Source organism: Streptomyces sp. NPDC042102, assembly GCF_055582305.1.
In genome coordinates this window covers 47,279-65,602 of sequence record NZ_JBVJDL010000006.1, presented here as the reverse complement: position 1 = coordinate 65,602, position 18,324 = coordinate 47,279, and the positions used below count along the sequence as shown (strand labels likewise).

Genomic DNA, 18,324 nt, shown 5'->3' with positions numbered 1-18,324 from the left:
GCCCCGTCCCGGGGTGGTGTTTTTCTCCCCCCCCGCGCCCCCCCGCCCCCCCCCCCCGGGGGGGGGGGGGGGGGGCCCCGGGGGGGCGCGGCGGCGGGGGGGCCCCCCCCCCCCCACGGGGGCGGGGGCGGGGGCGTCAGCCGATGCTGGGGGCGTGCGGCAGGCCGCTGCCGAGCGCGCCGGTCGTACCGGCGAGGGTGGACTGCGTGGCCCCGCCGGTGGTGGCGGCGGCCACGCCGAGAGCGGTGCGGGTCTCCTCGACGGTCTGCTGGGGGTTCTCGGCGATCGTGCCGAGCCGCTTGGTCAGCGGCGGGCCCTCGACCGGCATGCCGTCGGCGTGGGCGGCGACGGGGGTCAGGACGGCGGCGGCGCCGCCGGAGAGCACGAGGGCCGCGAGGGTGCGCTTCATGGCATTCATGCCCTCCCCAACGACCCCGCCCCCCACCGGTCACCCCGGCCCCCTCCGCCCGCCCCGGACGGGGTACGCCGCGGCCCCGGATCGGAGGGGGTGATCCGGGGCCGCGGGGGTGACACAGTGGGTGTTTCGGGGGTGGGTCGGTGGGTCAGTCCTTGACCACCAGGGACGGGGTGGACTTGGTGAGGACCTCGCCGCGGAAGAAGGCCGGGCTGCGGCGTTCGGTGATCACCATGATGACCAGGCCCAGGAGCAGCAGGCCGACGCCGATGACGAAGACCGTGCCGACGCCGAAGATGGTGGCTCCGGAGCCGTAGGACGGGTCCACCATGTCGATCAGGGTCTTGACGAAGACGGTGGCCAGCAGCAGGCCGCCCAGGAGCGGGAAGACGCCCTTGAAGAGCAGGTCGCGGCCGGAGGCGCGGAGCTCCTTGCGGAAGTACCAGGCGCAGGCGAAGGCCGTGAGCGAGTAGTAGAAGCAGATCATCAGGCCGAGGGCGAAGATCGTGTCCGTGAGGACGTTCTCGCTGACCAGGGTCATGATCGTGTAGAACGCGCCGGTGGCGACACCCGCCATGACCGTGGCGCGGCCCGGGGTCTTGAAGCGCGGGTGGACCTTGGCGTACGAGGGCGGCAGCGCCTCGTACGTCGACATCGCCAGGACCGTACGGGCCACCGGGATGAAGGTGGTCTGCAGGGAGGCCGCCGCGGAGGCGAGGACGGCGACGAAGAGCAGGATGCCGAGGACCGGGCCCATCACCGGGCCGGCGAGGGCGGCGAAGACGTTGTCGGAGGTCTCCTCGTTGGCCAGGCCCAGGCCTTCGCCGCCGGAGCCGACGGCCATCTGCGCGGCGATGCCGGTGGCGAGGTAGGAGCCGACCAGGACGACCATGGCGACGAGCGCGGCGCGGCCGGGGGTCCGGGTGGAGCCGGTGGTCTCCTCGTTGGTGGCCAGGCAGGCGTCCCAGCCCCAGTACATGAAGATCGACAGGGAGAGACCGGCGGTGAAGGCCGCGAAGGACTCGATCGCGAAGGGGTTCATCCAGGACCAGGAGAAGTCCAGGCCGGTGTCGAAGGTGCCGGCGGACGCCTTCTGGAAGGCCATGGCCACGAAGATGGCGAGGACGGCGAGCTGGAGGCCGACGAGCGCGTACTGGACGCCCTTGGTGGCCGTCATGCCGCGGTAGCTGATCGCGGTGGCGACGGCGATCAGGGTGAGGCAGGTGAGGATGTGGACGAGCTTGTTGTCGTCGAGGGCCGCGACGGAGGGACTTCCGGTGATCTCTCCGGCCAGCAGCCAGAAGTAGGAGGTCGCGACGCCGGCGAGGTTGGAGAGCACGATGATCGTGGCGATCACCAGGCCCCAGCCGCACATCCAGCCGATGCGGGGCCCGAAGGCCTTCACGGTCCAGGTGAAGGAGGTGCCGCAGTCCGGCATGACCTTGTTGAGCTCGCGGTACGCGAAGGCGACCAGGAGCATCGGGAGGAAGCCGGCCAGGAAGACGGCCGGCATCTGTACGCCGACCTCACCGGCGGTGGAGCCGAGGGTCGAGGTGAGGCAGTAGACCGGGGCGACGGTGGAGATGCCGATGACGGCACTGCCGACGAGGCCGACGGACCCCTTGCCGAGTCCCTTGCCGCGGACGTCGCCTCCGGCCACGCCGCTTACCGTGTCTCCGGCCGGGGGCCGAACGTCCAGCTGTGTCATGGGTCAGGACGTTAGATGCTGCGGTTTCCATATCCGGAGGGTTTCGGTCCGGATCCATCTGGACCCAAATCCCTTGGAACATTGCGGCCGGGAGACTTAGCACTCGCGCAATGAAAGGTTCACGGAGGATTCAGTCGGGGTTTCGGTGGAGCCGCAGCGAGGGTTCCGGAATGCGGAAACCGCAGCCATGCCCGTTTTGTCCCATTCAAAACTTTCCCATGCGATTTTTTTACGCCACCCCAAAGCGGGCGCCGCCGGTCACTCCGGCCCCGGCGCACCGCCGCCGGGGCCGTGCGACGCGGATACCGGACCGGCGGGCGCGGATACCGGACCGCAGAGCGGCATACGTATCCGGCCACCCGCGGTCCGGGCGTCACGTCGTCACGTCGTCACGTCGTCCAGACGATCGACTGGATCTCGCTGTACGCGTGCAGGGCGTACGAGCCGACGTCGCGGCCGACGCCCGACTTCTTGAAGCCGCCGAACGGCGCCTCCATGTTGCGGCCGATCGTGTTGACCCCGACCCCGCCCGCCCGCAGCCCCCGCGCCACCCGGAAGGCGCGGGCGACGTCGCCCGACCAGACGTAGCTGAGCAGGCCGTAGTCGCTGTCGTTGGCCAGCGCCACCGCCTCCTCCTCCGTGTCGAAGGGGACGACCACGACGACCGGGCCGAAGATCTCCTCGCGCACGACCCGCATGTCGTTGGTGCAGTCCGCGAGCAGCGTCGGGGCCACGTAGAAGCCCCTGCCGTCCGCGCGGACCGCCGGCCGCCCGCCGCCCGCGACGATCCGGGCGCCCTCCTTGCGGCCCAGCTCGACGTACGACTCCACCCGGTCCCGGTGGGCCGCGGAGATCACCGGGCCGACCACCGTGCCCCGCTCCGCCGGGTCGCCGACCTTCAGGTACGCGAGGTAGCCGGTCAGTTTCTCCAGCAGGGCGTCGTGCACCGGCCGGTGCACCAGCACCCGGGTGGGCGCCGTACAGATCTGGCCGCTGTAGAAGGAGAAGGTGGTGCCGATGCCCATCATCGCCGCGTCGAGGTCCGCGTCGTCGAAGACGATCGCCGCGCCCTTGCCGCCCAGCTCCATCAGCTGGCGCTTCATCGAGCGGCCGCAGACCTCGGCGATCCGCTGGCCGACCGCCGTGGAGCCGGTGAAGGAGACCATGTCGACGTCCGGCGAGTCGACGGCCGCCTCCCCGACCTCCACCGACCGGCCGCTCACGACGTTCACCACGCCCGCCGGGGCGCCCGCCTCCGCCAGCGCCGCCGCCATCTTGAACACCGACAGCGGATCCTGCGGGGCCGGTTTGACCACCACCGTGTTGCCCATCGCCAGCGCAGGGGCGACCTTGCCCGCCGGGTTGGCCCACGGGTTGTTGTACGAGGTGATGCAGGTGACCACGCCCACCGGCTGGCGCACCTCCAGGGCGCCCAGCACGCTCGCCGCGCCCATCGGGCCGGCCTCGGTGACCTGCGGGGGCAGGCCGCGCTCGACGGGTTCGAGGGCCCCGCGCGCGTACCGGCGGAAGCGGGCCACGCCCACGCCGACCTGCATGCCGCGCGCGATCGGCACCGGGGCGCCCGTCTCCGCCTGCGCCAGCGCCGTCCACGGCTCGAACTCGCGCTGCATGATGTCCGCGGCCCGGTCCAGGATCGCCGCGCGTTCCTCCGGGGTGGTCCGCGACCAGGTGGCGAACGCCTCGCGGGCCGCCCGCGCGGCGTCCTCGACCTGCGCGCGCGAGGCCTCCGGGGCCAGGCCCACCACCGACTCGTCCGCCGGGTTGACCACCTCGTAGTGGCCGCCGGCCGGCTCGACCCACTCGCCGCCGATGTACAGCTTCGCCGCCTCGTCGCTCACCGGGTGCTCACCGTCCTGGTGTCGCGGCCCGAGCGCAGCACGGTCCCCGGTACGGCGCCGGTCACCTCGTCGTCGCGGATGGTCTCGACGCCGTTGACCCGTACGGAGACGATCCCGATGGCCCGCGAGTCCAGGCGCGGGCTGTCGCCGGGCAGGTCGTGGACCAGGGTCGCCGGGCCCGCCTCGATGCGTTCGGGGTCGAAGAGGACGAGGTCGGCGTGGAAGCCCTCGGTGATCCGGCCGCGCTCGCGCAGGCCGAACAGCTGGGCCGGGTCGTCGGTGAGCATCCGTACCGCCTGCTCCAGCGGGACCAGCTTGCGCCCGCGCAGGCAGTCGCCGAGGAAGCGCGTGGTGTACGGCGCCCCGCACATCCGGTCCAGGTGCGCGCCGGCGTCGGAGCCGCCGAGCAGGACGTCCTCGTGCTGCCAGGTCTCGGCGCGCAGCGCCCAGCTGGCCGGGTCGTTGTCGGTGGGCATGGGCCACAGGACCGTGCGCAGGTCGTCGTTGGCGCAGATCTCGACCAGGCAGTGGAAGGGGTCCTGGCCGCGCTCGGCGGCGATGTCGCCCACCACCCGGCCGGACAGGCCCTCGTTCGCCTCGCTGTACGTGTCGCCGATGACGTAGCGCCCGAAGTTGGCCAGCCGCCGGAAGACGCCGGCCTCCTTGCTGTCGGCGCGGCGCAGCATCTCGGCGCGGACGCCGGCGTCGCGCAGCCGCTCGATCCGTTCGGGGACGGGCAGGCCCAGGACCTCGCCCCAGCCGGGGATCAGGTTGAGCGCGCAGAAGGTGCCCAGCGACATGTTCATGGGGGTGAGGATCGGCATGGTCAGGGCCACGATCCGGCCGCCGGCCTTGCGGGCGCGCTCGCTGGGGATGAGCTGGCGCGGCACGCGTTCGGGGACGGCGGCGTCGATGGTGAGGACGTTCCAGTTGAGCGGCCGCCCGGCGGCGGCGCTCATCTCGACGAAGAGGTCGATCTCGTCGTCGGAGAACTGGTCCAGGCAGCCGGCCACGATCGCCTCGAGCTGGGTGCCCTCGTGATCGGCGACGGCCTTCGACAGCGCGATCAGCTCGGCGGGGGTGGCGTGGCGGGAGGCGACGGGGGCGCCGTCGCCGTCGGAGTGGGTGGCGGACTGGGTGGTGGACAGGCCCCAGGCGCCGGCGTCCATGGCCTCGTGGAAGAGGTCGAGCATCTGCTGGAGCTGCTCGGGGGTGGGCTGTCCGCCGACGGCCGCCTCGCCCATGACGTGGCGGCGCAGGGCGCAGTGGCCGACCATGAAGCCGGCGTTGACGGCGATGCGGCCCTCGAGGGCGTCGAGGTACTCGCCGAAGGTGGACCAGGACCAGTCGACGCCGTCTTCGAGGGCCTTGAGGGCCATGCCCTCGACCTTGCTCATCATGCGGCGCGTGTAGTCGGCGTCCTCGGGGCGGGCGGGGTTCAGGGGCGCGAGGGTGAAGCCGCAGTTGCCGCCGGCGACCGTGGTGACGCCGTGGTTCATGGAGGGGGTCGCGTACGGGTCCCAGAACAGCTGGGCGTCGTAGTGCGTGTGGGGGTCGACGAACCCGGGGGTCAGGACGAGGCCGGTGGCGTCCTCGGCGGTGCGGGCCGCCTCGGTGACGGTGCCGGGGGCGGCGATGACGGCGATGCGGCCGTCGCGCAGCCCCACGTCGGCGACGTACGCGGGGGCACCGGTCCCGTCCACGACGGTGGCGCCCTTGATCAGGTGGTCGAGCATGGCGTCCCTTCTTCCGTTGACGTACGTGCCGGCCCGGCCGGGGGCCGGGGAGGGCGTCCGTGGGGGCGTCCGTGGAGGCCGCGGGTGGTCCCGGGCTCCGCACGGGTGGAGGGGCGGCGGCCGGAGGAGCGGGGCGGGCCGCCGCCCCGCCGCTCCGGCCGGCCGCTCGCGGGGCCGGGGCCCCGGCCGGGGCGGCGGTCCGGGAAGACGCCGCCCAGGTCCGCCCACCGGCTACGACGCCTCGCGGAACCGCGTCGTCCGGTGCACCGGATCGGTGTCGATCTCGGGAATCACGTGCTCGCCGATCAGCTTGATCGTGTTCATCGTGTCCTCGTACGGCACCCCGATCGGCAGCCCGAACGACAGCTGGTCGGCGCCGGCCTGTTCCCAGCGCTTGCACTGGGCCAGGACCTCCGAGGGGTCGCCGCAGATCATCAGCTCCTCCGCGATCAGCAGCTCGATGATCTCGGCGCTGTACTCGGGGAGGAGTTCGGGCCACTCGGGGATGCCCTCGGGCCGCGGGAAGGTGTCGTGGTAGCGGAAGACCAGCGACTGCAGGCGGTTGAGCCCGCCGTTGACGGCGATCTCCACGGCCTTGTCGTGGGTCTCGGCGCAGATGGCGGTGGAGGTGACCATCACGTTGTCGTTGACGAAGGCGCCGATGGCCTTCGCCTCCTGGATGGCCGTCTTGTACTGCTCCAGGACCCACTCCATGTCCGAGACCTTCTGGACGCTGAAGCCGAGGACGCCCAGGCCCTTCTTCGCCGCCATGGCGTACGAGGAGGGGGAGCCGGCGGCGTACCACATCGCCGGGTGGGCCTTGCCGTACGGCTTGGGGAAGACCTTGCGCGGCGGCAGCGACCAGTGCTTGCCCTGGAACCCCTCGTACTCCTCCTGGAGGAACATCTTGGGGAACTCCGCGATGGTCTCCTCCCAGATCTCCTTGGTGTGGTTCATGTCCTCGATGCCGGGCATGAACCCGAGGATCTCGTGGCTGCCGGCGCCGCGTCCGGTGCCGAACTCGAAGCGCCCCTTGGAGAGGTGGTCCAGCATCGTGACCTTCTCGGCCACCTTGACCGGGTGGTTCACGGGAGCGAGCGGGTTGAAGATGCCCGAGCCGAGGTGGATGCGCTCGGTGGCGTGGGCGAGGTACCCGAGGAAGACCTCGTTCGCCGACAGGTGCGAGTACTCCTCCAGGAAGTGGTGCTCCGAGGCCCAGGCGTACTTGAAGCCCGACCGGTCGGCCTGGATGACGTATTCGGTCTCCTCGATCAGCGCCTTGTGCTCTGCCTCGGGGTCGACCTCGGAACGCGCCTTGGGCACGTATCCCTGCACGAAGAGCCCGAATTCCAAGGGGGTTCACCGTCCTCTGATTTCTGACACATCGTCAGATCGATCGATGCGTCCGACTGTTCCACCGGTGCCGCGCGACGTCAATACCTGACGATGCGTCAGAGAATGCTGACGCCCGCCATCCAGCCGCCGTCGATCACGAACGGCTGGCCGGTGATGTACGAGGAGTCCTCGCTGGTCAGGAACAGGGCCAGGCGCGCGACCTCGGCCGGCAGCCCGGCCCGGCCCAGCGGCACCACCCGCCGGTAGAGCTCGTCCATCGCCGCGGTGGCCTCCGGCGAGGGACCGGCCGGGTCCAGCAGCGCCGGGTTGGCCATGGGCGTGTCCACGGCGCCCGGGCACATCGCGTTGACCCGGATCCGTTTGGCCGCCAGCTCCAGGGCCGCGACCCGGGTCAGCCCGACGATGGCGGCCTTGGTGGCCGCGTACGCGCCGACGAAGGCCATCCCCGTCAGGCCCGTGTACGAGGAGGTGTTGACGATGGTGCCGCCGCCGGCCGCCTCGATCTCCGGGGCGACGTGCTTGATGCCCAGGAAGGCGCCGACCTGGTTGACCTGCACGAGCTGCTGGAACTCCGCCAGCGGGGTCGCGGTGAGCTCGTTGAAGCGCAGGATGCCGGCGTTGTTGACCAGCCCGTCGACGGGGCCGAAGGACTCCTTGGCGGCGGCGACGGCCGCGGCCCAGTCCTCCTCCCGGCCGACGTCCATGTGCACGTAGCGGGCGCGGTCACCGCCCAGCTCCTTGGCGACCGCCTCGCCCTGTTCGTCCAGTACGTCGCCCAGCAGCACCTTCGCGCCCTCGGCGGCGAAGAGCCGGGCCTCCTGCTCGCCCTGGCCGCGCGCCGCCCCGGTCACGATGACGACCCGCCCGTCCAGCTTCCCCATGCCCTGCGCTCCTTCGCGTGACGTCATGTCACGACTCGTCGAGGTGGGGGGCCACTTCGGCCCCGAAAGCGGTGATCTGGTCCACGAGTTCGGCCCGGTCGCGGCTGCGGAAGCGGACCTGGATCTGGTCGACGCCGATCTCCTTGTAGGCTCGCAGCGACTCGGCGAGCGCCTCGGGCTTGCCGGTGAGGGTCCGCCGGCCGGTGTCCCAGGCGGGCTCGCCGACGTACAGGGCCTCGGTGATGGCGCCGATCTCCAGCGGGCCGGTGACCCCGGCGGCCTCGCGCAGCTCGCGCAGCCGGGCGATCTGGGCGGGCAGCTTCTCGCGCGGGTCGCCCTGCGGGAGCCAGCCGTCCGCGCGCAGGGCGGCGCGGCGCACGGCGGCGGGCGAGGACCCGCCGACCCAGACCGGGATCCGCTCCTGGGCGGGGCGCGGCAGCTGGCCGAGGTCCCGGAAGCGGACGTGCTCGCCCTCGAACTCCGGGTACTCCTCGGGTCCGAGGGCCACGCGCAGGGCGTCGAGGGTCTCGTCGAGCAGGGCTCCGCGACGCGCGAAGTCCACGCCGAGGACCTCGAACTCCTCGGTGACGTGGCCGGCCCCGACCCCGAGGATCAGGCGGCCGCCGCTGAGGTGGTCGAGGGTGGCGTACTGCTTGGCGCTCAGCAGCGGGTGGCGCAGCGCCACGATGGCGACGTGGCTGAGCAGCCGGACGCGTTCGGTGACGCCCGCCAGGTGGGCGAGGGTGGCCACCGGGTCGTACCAGACGGTGCCCATGGGTCCGGCGAGGCGGCGCGGGATGGCGACGTGGTCGCAGGTCGCCAGGTATCCGAAGCCGGCCCGGTCGGCGGCCCGGGCCACCGCGACGAGGTCGGCGGCGCCGGCCGCGGCCTCCCAGGGTTCGGCGTAGATGGTGCTCTGCGACTGGACCGGGAGCTGCATCCCGTAGGCCAGCCGGCCCTCCTCGAACACGCGCGCCATAGCGACACCGTCCCGCCTTCGTCTGACGAATCGTCATATCGATGTGCGGGGACATCGTCTTGGCTGACGGTCCGTCAGGCAAGAGGTGGGGCGGGGCGACCTCGGTTCAGGCGGGGCGGGGCGACCTCGGTTCAGCGCACGCAGCGTCCGAAGGTCACCACGTACGTACCGGCGCCGCTCGCGCCGGCACCCGCCCGGTCGGCGGCACCGGCCACGGCCGCGGCACCGATCTCGCGCATGGCGGGGTCGAGGACCCGCTGCCGGTGGCCGTAGGTGCTGACGTTCGTCCACCAGTTGACGGCCGCCTTCGGGGTCCCCGAGCCGCCCCAGCCGGTGTAGGTGATCTCGGCGACGCTCCAGGAGCGGGGGTTGGGGCAGTAGCCCGCGGCCGTGATCCGGCTCTGCGGTGTCGAGCCGGTCTGCGGGTTGGTGTGCGAGTCCTTGCCCGGCCCCCACCACTTCAGCCGTACGGCGTCCATGGCGTGCCGCTGCGCGGCGGCCGTCAGGGACGCGTTGACGGTGAGGGCGGGCAGCCCGCGCCGGGTGCGCTCGGCGTTGATGAGGCGGATCACGGCGTCCCGCGCCTGCGGGTCGGCCGCGGCCGTGGACGCGGTGACGGGAACGAGGGTGGCCGACAGGACGCCGGCCATGGCGAGGCCCACGAGGGCCGTGCGGTGCGGACGGTGCGGAGCATGCGGGGTGCGTGACGTGTGCGGTGTGTGCCGGGGATGTCTTCTCACGGAGGTTCCACCTCCCGCGGACGGACGGATGCCGGATGCCGTACGGGGAACGGGCCGCCGTACGTCCGGCGAGGGCATCCCTCCCAGGCTGCCACCGGGTACGGGCACCCGCCAGCGGGGCCGGGGACGGTGGGCGGGGGCGGGGCGCCGGCGTCGTCAGAAGCCCTTCGGGCCCATCACGATGACCGGCCTGGCCGCCGGGTCCAGGGTCTGCAGGACCGTTCTCATGGCCTCCTTCGGGATGCCCACGCAGCCCTGGGAGGGCCCGTCGTGGTCCACGTGCAGCCAGATGTTGCCGCCCCGCTCCGCGCCCTCGGGCTTGGCGGGGTCGAGCGGGGAGGTGCCGGGCCTGCGGTTGAAGTCGATGGCCACGACGTAGTCGAAGGAGCCCCGCAGGGACTCGCCGTTCACCCCGCGGCCCGAGGGGACGAACAGGTCGTCACGGTCGTACGGGAGCCGGGTGCCCGGCGGTTCGGGCAGCAGGCCGCCCGCGTCGGTCAGCGAGAAGATCCCCTCCGGGGAGGTCAGGTCGCCGTACGAGCGGCGGGCCGCGTCGGTCCAGCCCCGGGCGCCGTTGCGGGCGGGCCAGCTGCCGACCGGGCTCCAGTCGGCGTCCGGGCCGGGGCGCGCGTAGAGGGTCGCGACGCTCTCCGACGACGTCCGGTCCGTGCCCGCGACGAGGACGAGCTGGCGGGAGTCGGCCGGGATCCTGGCCCGGGTGTGCTCGCTGACGCCCGCCAGGCCCCGGGCCGGGTCGCGGTGCTCGCCGCGCCCGGCGTGGGGCGCGGCGGGCTGCGCGGGCGGCCGGTCGTCGCGCGCGGCCTGCGCGGAGGGGGTCCCCGCCGGTTCCTGGACGGCGTAGATCCAGCCGGCGGTGAACGTCAGCAGGCCGATGCCCGCCGTGAGGGCCAGGCACCGGGGCGTGCGGAAGCGGAAGCGGGCGGGCTTGCTCCGGGCGTGCTTGCTCATTGGACCGACCGTACATCAGTGGATGTTTCGGGTCGTTCAGGTATGAACCTCCCAGGGTGCGGTGTCACGCGGGCAGCGGAGGGTGACGGCCCGTCCGGTGCCGGGGCGCCGGGGCGCCGGGCCGCGCACGGGGTAGGGGTGGGCACGGGTTCGGGGCGGGCGCGGGGTGGTCCCCCAGGGGTGGTGGGCCGGGCGGTCGGGCGTGCGGGCGGCGGTGGGGTGCTCTAGCGTCGGAAGGGCGGGGGTGGGCACCGCGCGAGCAGGTCGCCCGCGAGAGTGCGCCGCCCCGCGCCCGCGGTCCGGCGCACCCGCGGATCGCGTGACCGACCGAGAGAGCAGGTGCATCCGCATGCGTCCGTCGGCCCGTATCCCCAGCATCCTGGCCGGCCTGGTCCTCGCCGCCGGCAGCACCCTCATCGCCGCCCCGGCCGCCACCGCCGCCGCGCCCGCCAGCATCCAGGACTGCCAGCAGTACATCGTGCAGCACGGCAAGCAGGTCACGGAGGGCGTCACGCAGGCCTGCTACCAGGGTTCGATCGGCAACCAGACCAGCTGCGTCGCGAGCCTGGAGGCGGTCGGCCTCTCCGCCGACATCTCGGGCGGGGCCTGCCGCGCGGCCCACTGAGGGCGGCCCGCCCGTCCGGCGGTGCGCCGGGTCCCTCCCGCCGCACCGCCGGGGAACTGGCGTGCGCCTGGCAGGAGTTGCTAGAAGCACCCTAGGGTGGTCCACATGGAGCTGTCGTTCGTTCTGCTGGCCGTGGTCGGCCTGATCCTCATCGTGGCGCTCCGGGGGGTCTACATAGCAAGCAGGCGACGGCGCTGGCGCCGCGAGGCCACCGTCGCGGCGCCGCCCGTCCACCCACCCGTGGCCGACACGCAGTCCCCGACGTACGTCCCAACGCAGCCCCACCCTGGTACGGACGCCGCGCCGGCCATGCCGGCCGCCCAGGCCGCGCCGGCCCATACGGCCGCCCACCAGCCGATGCACCAGGGCGAGCCGCGGACGATCGGCGGGTACCACCTGCTCGGCCGGATCGGCTCCGGCGGGATGGGCACGGTGTACCTGGCGCGGAGAGAGGGCGCGGCCACACAGGTGGCGCTGAAGACCATCAACCTCGAACTGCTCGGCAACGCCGAACTCCTGCGCCGCTTCGAGCGTGAAGCGGAAGTGCTGGGCACGGTCCCCGGCGCCTACACCGCCCGGGTGCTCGACGGCGGGGTGGACGGCCAGCGGCCGTACCTGGTGATGGAGCTGCTGGACGGCCGGCCCCTGGACGTCCATCTGCGGGAGCAGGGCCCGATCCGTTCCGCCGAGGCGCTGCGGGCCCTGGCGCTCGCGCTGGCGGTGGCCCTGTCCGGGGTGCACCGGCTCGGCCTGATCCACCGGGACCTCAAGCCCGCCAACATCATGCTGACCACCGCCGGGCCGCGCCTGCTCGACTTCGGCATCGCCGCGCTGGTGGACGGCACCAGGCTCACCATGGCCGGTGGCGGACCGGGCACCCTCACCTACATGGCGCCGGAGCAGTTCGGCGAGGAGCGGGTCGGTACGGCCGCCGACGTCTGGGCCTGGGCCTGCTGCGTGGTCTGCGCCGCGCACGGTGCCAGCCCGTTCGCGGCGACCAGCACCGGCGCGGTGATCCGGAGGATCGTCGACACCGGCCCGGAGCCCACCGCGCTCGCGGACGTCCGGGCCCTGGACCCCGCACTGGCCGCCGTCGTGGCACGTGCACTCACCATCGACCCGGCAGGCCGCCCGGCTGACGGCGCGGCCCTGCTGGAACTGCTGACCGCCCACCCCGCCGCGGGTGCCGTTCACGACGAGATCACCCAGGGCTGGCGGACCCTGCCGCTCTGATCACCGGTCGCCGCACCGCGCAAAACTCCCGAGCACGCGCCGAGTTGGGCGTCGTAACCTGGCCGGATGCGCATCCGTGGACTCAGACGAAGCAGCCGGACAGGTGCCGCCCGTACCCCGCGACGGGCGGCACGCGTCGTGATCGTGTCCCCCGCCGGATCGGTGTTCCTGTTCCGCGAGAACAACGTGGAGGTGGGCGTCCACTGGCTGCCGCCCGGCGGCGGGATCGACCCCGGCGAGACGCCCGAGGAGTGCGTGCGGCGCGAGCTGCGCGAGGAGACCGGCTGGACGGACCTCGCGCCGCAGCGCCTGCTGTGCACGTGGGAGCACGACTTCACACACCAGGGCGTGCCGGTCCGCCAGCACGAGCACATCTACGTCACCCGCGGCCCGGAGCGCGATCCGGTCCCGGAGTCCGCGGACGCGCACTGGCGCTGGCTGTCACCCGTGGACCTGGGGCGGCTGGGCGAGCCGGTGTGGCCGCCGCGGCTCCACGACCTGCTGGCGGGCGGTCCGCAGGCCGGACCGGTGGACCTCGGTCTGGTGACCTGAGGGCCCGCGGGACTCGCGGGCCGGCGGACCGCCGGCCCGCGTATCAGCGGACCAGGCCCGACGCCTTGCGGTAGAGCTCGGCGGCGTACGTGTCCAGCACGGTGCTGGTGGAGACGTCGTCGGTGTCGCCGCCCGTCAGGACGCCGATTATCTTGCCGTCCTTGCCGATCCAGGCGCTGCCGCTGGTCCCGCCGGGGAAGTCGGCGCAGTCGAAGCGCTGCAGGGTGGGGCTCTCGCGGACGGCGCGCGAGGTGCACACGCGGGGCTGCTCGCGGCCCGAGGGGAAGCCGGTGATGGTGACGTCCTCGTCGGAACGGCCGGTGGTGTCGAGCGGGGCGCCGCCGACCGCGGACTCGACGTTCAGACCGGCCGCGTTGGGCGCGAGGCGGGCGAAGGCCAGGTCGTAGTCGTCGTCGCCGTCGTCGGCCCAGCGGTTGTCCTCGAAGACCTGCTCGAGCCGCCACGCCCCGTACGGCGCGACGCCATGGGCGTATGCGGGTGCGAAGTACGCACCGTCCGCCCCGGACAGGTTGTCGGCCAGGCAGTGCCCGGCGGTGACGATCAGGTTCCGCCCGGCGCTGTGCACCACGGTGGCCGTGCAGAAGTGGCTGCCGGGGTCGGCACCCTGGAACAGCACACCCGCGACGGGCGCGGGGGCCGGTCCGGCGCCGGGGGCAGGCGAGCCGGCCGGGCGGCCGGGCGACTGACTCGGGCTCTGGCCTGCCTGACCCGGGAGCTGTCCGGGGCTCTGCTGCGCGACCCCGCCGTTGAGTTGCGGCCGCGAAGACGAACCGGCCGTCGGGGCCGAGGACTTCGGCGTGGCGGAGGCGTGAGCGGCCGCGGGCCGGTCACCGGCCTGCGCTTCGGGCGGCGGCACGAGCGTGGCCACGACGGCGGACGCGGCGACGGCCGCCACGGCGCACAGCACTCCCGTCACCACCTGCTGCCGGTCCACCACAGGCCCCACCCCTCTCACTTTGCTGCGGCGAAGCATGCCTTGCGCACGGGGGCGGCCGCAAGGTCGCGGCCGGCGCACGGGGCGGCAGCAACGGAATCCGGACGACACCGGCGCGCGTGATTGCCGGGCCACCGGCGGGCGCCCACCCTGGAGGGAGAGCCGGTCACAGTGCGCCGCGCCGACTGAGGGACTGACGGACTGACGGACGGACAGGGAGGAGGTGAGCGGTGGTGAACCGCTACGACGTCGTCGTCATCGGCCTGGGCGTGCACGGCTGCGCCGCAGCCCGCGCGTTGGCGGCCCGCGGCGTACGCGTCCTGGCCGTCGACGCGCACGGGCCGACGCACCGCTACGGGTCCTCGCACGGCGAGAGCCGGATCTTCCGGCGCGCCTACTGGGAGGGCGCGGCGTATCTGCCGCTCCTGGAGCGGGCGGACGCCCTGTGGAGCGAGCTGGAGGACGGCCACGGCGATGTGCTCGCGCGGCGCACCGGCGCCCTGTTCATCGGCAGCGAGCGGGACGGGCTGGTCGAGGGGTGCCGGCGGACGGCGGCGGCGGGCGGGATCCCGCACGAGGTGTGGGACGCGGAGCGGGCGGGCGAGCGCTATCCGTGGCTGGCGCCGGCCAAGGACATGGTGGTCCTGTACGAGCCCGGTGCGTACACCCTGCTCGCCGACCGGGCCCGGTTCGCGCTCGCCGACGCGGCCGTGCGCGACGGTGCGGTGCTGCGGTACGGCGAACGGGCGCTGGACGTCACCGGCGGGGACGCGGGCGCCGTCGTACGCCTGGCCTCCGGGGAGACGGTGGCGTGCGGCGCGGTCGTGGTGACGGCGGGGCCCTGGCTGAACGACTTCGTGGGGGACGAACTGCCGGGGGTGCTGCGGCCGCAGCGGGTCGCGGTGTACTGGTTCCGGACGCTGGCGCCCGAGGGGAACGAGGGGTGGCCCTCGTTCGTCCACGAGTCGGCGGGCGGCGACATCGTCTACGGCTGCCCCGAGTGGGGGCGCGGCGGCCGGGAGGTGAAGGTCGGCTTCCACAACCGGCAGCGGGCCGCGGCGGATCCGGCCGCCCCGGCGGCGGGCGCGGTCTCCGACGCGGACGCGGCGGAGCTGGCCGGAGCGGCCGCGCGGTTCCTGACGGGCCTGTCGCCGGAGCCGGTCCGGGCGCGGACCTGCCTCTACACGATGACCCCGGACGGCAGCTTCATCGTCGACCGGCTGCGCACCACGCCCCGCGTCGCCTACGCGGCCGCCTGCTCGGGCCACGGGTTCAAGTTCGCCCCGGCCATCGGCGAGTGCCTGGCCCAGCTCGCGCTGGACGGCCGTACGGACCTCGACCTGTCGGCGTTCGCGGCGACGCGCTTCACCTCGGGCTGAGGGCCGGCGCTTCTCCCAGGTGGACGGCGAGTCCGTCGAGGAGGCGCTGCAGGCCGAACTCGAACACCGCGTCGAGGTCGAAGTCGTAGCCGGTCTCGGCGAGCCGGGCCAGCGTCGGGAAACGGCCGGTGTCCAGCAGGACCTGGAGCACCGGTTCCTGCTCGTCGCGCCATTCCTCGTCGTCCTGGCCGCTGAGGGCCGCTGCCTCCGCCTCCATCTCGACGTCGACGGCGGTACCGCGCACGTAGTTGAAGAGGGCCAGGTGGGCGGTCAGGGCCGCCGACGGGTCGAGTCCGCGGCCGACGAGTGCGGCGAGCACCCACTCGGTGATGGGCATCGCGTCGGCCACGGCCCGGGGCCGGGCCACCGACATGGCGGTGGTCAGCCAGGGGTGGCGGCGGAAGACCTGCCACATCGTCCGGCCGGCGAGCGCGAGCCGTTCGCGCCAGTCCCCGGGCGCGTCGGCGGGCAGGCCGACCCCGGCGAAGGCCGCGTCCAGCATGTGCGTCAGCAGGGCGTCCTTGTCGGCGACGTGCCGGTACAGCGACATCGTGGCGACCCCGAGCTCACCGGCGATCCGGCGCATGGAGACCGCCGCCAGCCCCTCCGCGTCGGCCGTCGCGACGGCCGAGGCCACGATCCGGTCGAGGGTGAGCGCCTGGTCGGCAGCGCGGGGGCGGGGGTGGGGGTGGGGGCGGGGGCTCGGGGCGTCGGACCCGGCCGCCGGCATCCGCTGCCGCGAGGAGGCGGACGCGGGCGGGGACGCGGGCTCGGACCCGGACTCGGACTCGGGCTCGCGCTCGGCCGGAGGCGCGGCCCGGCGTGCGGCGGGGGCGGGGTGCGGCTCCTCCACGACGGTGCCGATGCCCGGGACGGCGCGGACCAGGCCCTGCTGCCGGAGCTCGGTCAGCACCTTGGTCGCGGTCGCCATGGCGACGCCCCACTCGCGGGTGATCTCGCGGGTCGAGGGCACCCGGTCGCCCGGGGCCAGCTCGCCCGTCGCGATGCGCCGGCGCAGCTCGGCGGCGATCCGTCCGGAGCGCGAGGCTCCCCGGTGCTCTTCCATGACACTCCTCCGCACTAGTGCACCTCCTGGTGCACCACCCTAGGTCCCCGGCCTGGACACGGCCCCGGAACGGGCCGCCGGGGCCGCCCCGGCACGCGCGGCAGGCACCGTGAACCACCCAGAGCACTAGTGCACCTGACGCCCATCCCCCTTGCACAGCAGGGACTTTACCGGTTGCGCAGGCCATGCGTACGGCGTACATTCTGCGGTATGACGAACACGACGCACCCCACCGCGCACTCCACCGCCATCCTCGTCTCCGGCGCCGGCATCGGCGGTCCCGCCCTCGCGTACTGGCTGAACGCGGCCGGCTTCGACGTCACCGTCGTCGAGCGCGCCCCGGCCCCGCGCCCCGGCGGCCAGACCGTCGACCTGCGCGGGGCCGGCCGTACCGTGATCAGCCGGATGGGCCTGATGGAACGGGCCAGAGCCCTCAGCGTCGACCAGGCCGGCATCGCCTGCGTCGACGCCGCCGGACGCTGCACCGCCCGGATGCCGGCGGACGCCTTCGGCGGCGAGGGGATCATCTCCGAGATCGAGATCCTGCGCGGGGACCTGGCCGGGCTCCTCCACGAGGCGACCGAGCCCTTCACCACCTACCTCTTCGACGACAGCATCACCGGGCTCGACCAGGACGCGGACGGGGTCACCGTCACCTTCGAGAAGGCCGCGCCCCGCCGCTTCGGGCTGGTCATCGGGGCGGACGGGCTGCACTCCGTGGTGCGCGCGCTGGCCTTCGGGCCGGAGGAGCGGTTCGTCCGGCCGCTGGGCGTGTACACCGCCTGGTTCACCACGACCGAGCCGTTCGACCTCGACGGCTGGTTCCAGATGTACAACGCGCCCGGCGGGCTCGTCGCCTCCGCCCGGCCCGGGCGGCTGCCCGGCGAGGTCAAGGCCGGGCTGAGCTTCCGTACGGCGGAGCCGGTCGCGTACGACCGCCGCGACACCGCGGGCCAGCGGGCGCTGCTGGCCGAGCGGTTCGCCGGGGCCGGCTGGCAGGTCCCGCGGCTGCTGCGGGCGATGCGCACGGCGCCGGACTTCTTCCTCGACTCCATGAGCCAGGTCCACCTCGACCAGTGGCACCGCGGCCGGGTGGCCCTCCTCGGGGACGCGGGCTACTGCGCCTCGCCGCTGACCGGCCTGGGCACCAGCCTGGCCCTGGTCGGCGCCTACGTGCTGGCCGGCGAACTCGCCGCCGCGCGGGGCGACCACCGCACCGCCTTCCGCCGGTACGCCGAGGTGATGCGCCCGTACGTCGACCAGGCCCAGGAACTCCCGCCGGGCGGCGCCAAGGGCTTCGCGCCCTCCAGCGCGTTCGGCATCAGGATGCGGGACCTGTCGATGCGCTCCATGAACCGCTGGCCGATGAAGAACCTCCTGGCCGCGCAGTTCGCCAAGGCCGAGAACATCGATCTCCCGGCGTACGACCACGCGCCCGCCCGCCGGTAGGGTCCGGCGGCTACGGGAGGTCCCGCGGGACCGGGGTCGCCTGGTGGTAGTACATCCGCCACCGGGCCCCGTCCGGCCCGCGCCGCCACAGCGAGCTGCGCCGGGCGCGCACCCCGCCGATGACCGTGTCGTAGGTGAGGTGCACGAGGTCGGCGGCCAGCCGGACGCCGGTCATCCCCGACGGCTCGTACCGGGGCCCGTCGGCGGCCCCGCCCGCCAGCGCGGGCAGCGCGGACAGCATCTCCTCGTACGTCCAGCGCCGCCCGGAGGCGCCGACCTCCACGAACGCGGGATCGAGCAACTCCCTCGCCAGCTCTCGGGAGACCCGCACCCCCGGGTCCATCAGCCGCAGCTCGCCCTCGACCGCCGCGGCGACGGCCGCCGCGTCCGCCTCGTCCGCCTCACGCGCCTCGTGCGCCTCG

At 73.8% G+C, this 18,324-nt stretch carries 17 protein-coding genes; 5 read left to right on the top strand and 12 right to left on the bottom strand.

The features are described 5' to 3' along the window. Positions 1 to 136: 136 nt before the first annotated feature. The 9 genes from ACZ6KO_RS24535 to ACZ6KO_RS24495 all read right to left on the bottom strand — a co-directional run bounded on the left by ACZ6KO_RS24535 (position 137) and on the right by ACZ6KO_RS24495 (position 10,643). Positions 137 to 418: a hypothetical protein gene (locus ACZ6KO_RS24535; protein WP_469306146.1), complete on the bottom strand. Its 282-nt coding sequence runs from the start codon at positions 416 to 418 to the stop codon at positions 137 to 139. 145 nt (positions 419 to 563) lie between these two features. Further along, on the bottom strand, positions 564 to 2,123 hold the full coding sequence (locus ACZ6KO_RS24530) for an APC family permease (RefSeq protein WP_469306145.1): 1,560 nt from the start codon (positions 2,121 to 2,123) through the stop codon (positions 564 to 566). Positions 2,124 to 2,512: 389 nt separating this feature from the next. Then, a complete protein-coding gene (locus ACZ6KO_RS24525) occupies positions 2,513 to 3,982 on the bottom strand; it encodes an aldehyde dehydrogenase family protein (RefSeq protein ID WP_469306144.1) in 1,470 nt (489 codons plus the stop codon). After that, on the bottom strand, positions 3,979 to 5,718 hold the full coding sequence (locus ACZ6KO_RS24520) for an N-acyl-D-amino-acid deacylase family protein (protein ID WP_469306143.1): 1,740 nt from the start codon (positions 5,716 to 5,718) through the stop codon (positions 3,979 to 3,981). The genes ACZ6KO_RS24525 and ACZ6KO_RS24520 overlap by 4 nt, the downstream gene beginning before the upstream one ends. Positions 5,719 to 5,949: 231 nt before the next feature. After that, positions 5,950 to 7,071 carry an LLM class flavin-dependent oxidoreductase gene (locus ACZ6KO_RS24515; protein ID WP_469306142.1) on the bottom strand — a complete coding sequence of 374 codons (1,122 nt, stop codon included), beginning with the start codon at positions 7,069 to 7,071 and terminating at the stop codon, positions 5,950 to 5,952. Between the two features lie 98 nt (positions 7,072 to 7,169). Then, a complete protein-coding gene (locus ACZ6KO_RS24510) occupies positions 7,170 to 7,955 on the bottom strand; it encodes an SDR family NAD(P)-dependent oxidoreductase (protein WP_469306141.1) in 786 nt (261 codons plus the stop codon). Between the two features lie 28 nt (positions 7,956 to 7,983). Beyond that, positions 7,984 to 8,934 carry a TIGR03619 family F420-dependent LLM class oxidoreductase gene (locus tag ACZ6KO_RS24505; RefSeq protein WP_469306140.1) on the bottom strand — a complete coding sequence of 317 codons (951 nt, stop codon included), beginning with the start codon at positions 8,932 to 8,934 and terminating at the stop codon, positions 7,984 to 7,986. Between the two features lie 131 nt (positions 8,935 to 9,065). After that, positions 9,066 to 9,674 (bottom strand): CAP domain-containing protein, encoded by a 609-nt coding sequence (locus ACZ6KO_RS24500; protein WP_469306139.1) that lies wholly within the window; start codon positions 9,672 to 9,674, stop codon positions 9,066 to 9,068. Between the two features lie 156 nt (positions 9,675 to 9,830). Continuing rightward, a complete protein-coding gene (locus ACZ6KO_RS24495; RefSeq protein WP_469306138.1) occupies positions 9,831 to 10,643 on the bottom strand; it encodes a L,D-transpeptidase family protein in 813 nt (270 codons plus the stop codon). A 349-nt stretch (positions 10,644 to 10,992) separates the two neighbouring features. On the opposite strand from ACZ6KO_RS24495, the gene ACZ6KO_RS24490 reads away from it, so the two are divergent. From ACZ6KO_RS24490 to ACZ6KO_RS24480, 3 genes are all read left to right on the top strand, one after another. After that, complete coding sequence (locus ACZ6KO_RS24490) at positions 10,993 to 11,268, top strand: hypothetical protein (RefSeq protein ID WP_469306137.1); 276 nt, start codon at positions 10,993 to 10,995, stop codon at positions 11,266 to 11,268. Between the two features lie 105 nt (positions 11,269 to 11,373). After that, on the top strand, positions 11,374 to 12,501 hold the full coding sequence (locus ACZ6KO_RS24485) for a serine/threonine-protein kinase (RefSeq protein WP_469306136.1): 1,128 nt from the start codon (positions 11,374 to 11,376) through the stop codon (positions 12,499 to 12,501). 66 nt (positions 12,502 to 12,567) lie between these two features. Next, positions 12,568 to 13,053 carry an NUDIX hydrolase gene (locus ACZ6KO_RS24480; protein ID WP_469306135.1) on the top strand — a complete coding sequence of 162 codons (486 nt, stop codon included), beginning with the start codon at positions 12,568 to 12,570 and terminating at the stop codon, positions 13,051 to 13,053. 43 nt (positions 13,054 to 13,096) lie between these two features. Here the strand turns inward: ACZ6KO_RS24480 and ACZ6KO_RS24475 are convergent, their stop codons facing one another. Further along, on the bottom strand, positions 13,097 to 14,020 hold the full coding sequence (locus ACZ6KO_RS24475; protein WP_469306134.1) for a trypsin-like serine peptidase: 924 nt from the start codon (positions 14,018 to 14,020) through the stop codon (positions 13,097 to 13,099). A gap of 221 nt (positions 14,021 to 14,241) precedes the next feature. Here ACZ6KO_RS24475 and solA point away from each other — a divergent pair, with 221 nt between their 5' ends. Next, entirely contained in the window at positions 14,242 to 15,387 is a 1,146-nt protein-coding gene (solA, locus tag ACZ6KO_RS24470; protein ID WP_469306133.1) for an N-methyl-L-tryptophan oxidase, read from the top strand. Here solA and ACZ6KO_RS24465 read toward each other — a convergent pair. After that, the gene (locus tag ACZ6KO_RS24465) at positions 15,374 to 16,453 is read right to left on the bottom strand and encodes a TetR/AcrR family transcriptional regulator C-terminal domain-containing protein (protein WP_469306132.1); all 1,080 of its coding nucleotides are present in this window, start codon (positions 16,451 to 16,453) and stop codon (positions 15,374 to 15,376) included. The two genes, solA and ACZ6KO_RS24465, sit on opposite strands and share 14 nt — an antisense overlap. Positions 16,454 to 16,663: 210 nt before the next feature. Here ACZ6KO_RS24465 and ACZ6KO_RS24460 point away from each other — a divergent pair, with 210 nt between their 5' ends. Further along, positions 16,664 to 17,902, top strand: a complete 1,239-nt coding sequence (locus ACZ6KO_RS24460) for an FAD-dependent monooxygenase (RefSeq protein ID WP_469306131.1) — start codon at positions 16,664 to 16,666, stop codon at positions 17,900 to 17,902. 10 nt (positions 17,903 to 17,912) lie between these two features. Here the strand turns inward: ACZ6KO_RS24460 and ACZ6KO_RS24455 are convergent, their stop codons facing one another. Further along, positions 17,913 to 18,245, bottom strand: a complete 333-nt coding sequence (locus tag ACZ6KO_RS24455; RefSeq protein ID WP_469306345.1) for a nuclear transport factor 2 family protein — start codon at positions 18,243 to 18,245, stop codon at positions 17,913 to 17,915. Positions 18,246 to 18,324: the final 79 nt, after the last annotated feature.

Coding starts and splice junctions, on each gene's coding strand:
- ACZ6KO_RS24460 (WP_469306131.1), top strand. CDS start 16,664: ATGACGAACACGACGCACCCCACCGCGCACTCCACCGCCATCCTCGTC.
- ACZ6KO_RS24490 (WP_469306137.1), top strand. CDS start 10,993: ATGCGTCCGTCGGCCCGTATCCCCAGCATCCTGGCCGGCCTGGTCCTC.
- ACZ6KO_RS24520 (WP_469306143.1), bottom strand. CDS start 5,718: ATGCTCGACCACCTGATCAAGGGCGCCACCGTCGTGGACGGGACCGGT.
- ACZ6KO_RS24530 (WP_469306145.1), bottom strand. CDS start 2,123: ATGACACAGCTGGACGTTCGGCCCCCGGCCGGAGACACGGTAAGCGGC.
- ACZ6KO_RS24535 (WP_469306146.1), bottom strand. CDS start 418: ATGAATGCCATGAAGCGCACCCTCGCGGCCCTCGTGCTCTCCGGCGGC.
- ACZ6KO_RS24495 (WP_469306138.1), bottom strand. CDS start 10,643: ATGAGCAAGCACGCCCGGAGCAAGCCCGCCCGCTTCCGCTTCCGCACG.
- ACZ6KO_RS24505 (WP_469306140.1), bottom strand. CDS start 8,934: ATGGCGCGCGTGTTCGAGGAGGGCCGGCTGGCCTACGGGATGCAGCTC.
- ACZ6KO_RS24485 (WP_469306136.1), top strand. CDS start 11,374: ATGGAGCTGTCGTTCGTTCTGCTGGCCGTGGTCGGCCTGATCCTCATC.
- ACZ6KO_RS24465 (WP_469306132.1), bottom strand. CDS start 16,453: ATGGAAGAGCACCGGGGAGCCTCGCGCTCCGGACGGATCGCCGCCGAG.
- ACZ6KO_RS24480 (WP_469306135.1), top strand. CDS start 12,568: ATGCGCATCCGTGGACTCAGACGAAGCAGCCGGACAGGTGCCGCCCGT.
- ACZ6KO_RS24455 (WP_469306345.1), bottom strand. CDS start 18,245: ATGGACCCGGGGGTGCGGGTCTCCCGAGAGCTGGCGAGGGAGTTGCTC.
- ACZ6KO_RS24510 (WP_469306141.1), bottom strand. CDS start 7,955: ATGGGGAAGCTGGACGGGCGGGTCGTCATCGTGACCGGGGCGGCGCGC.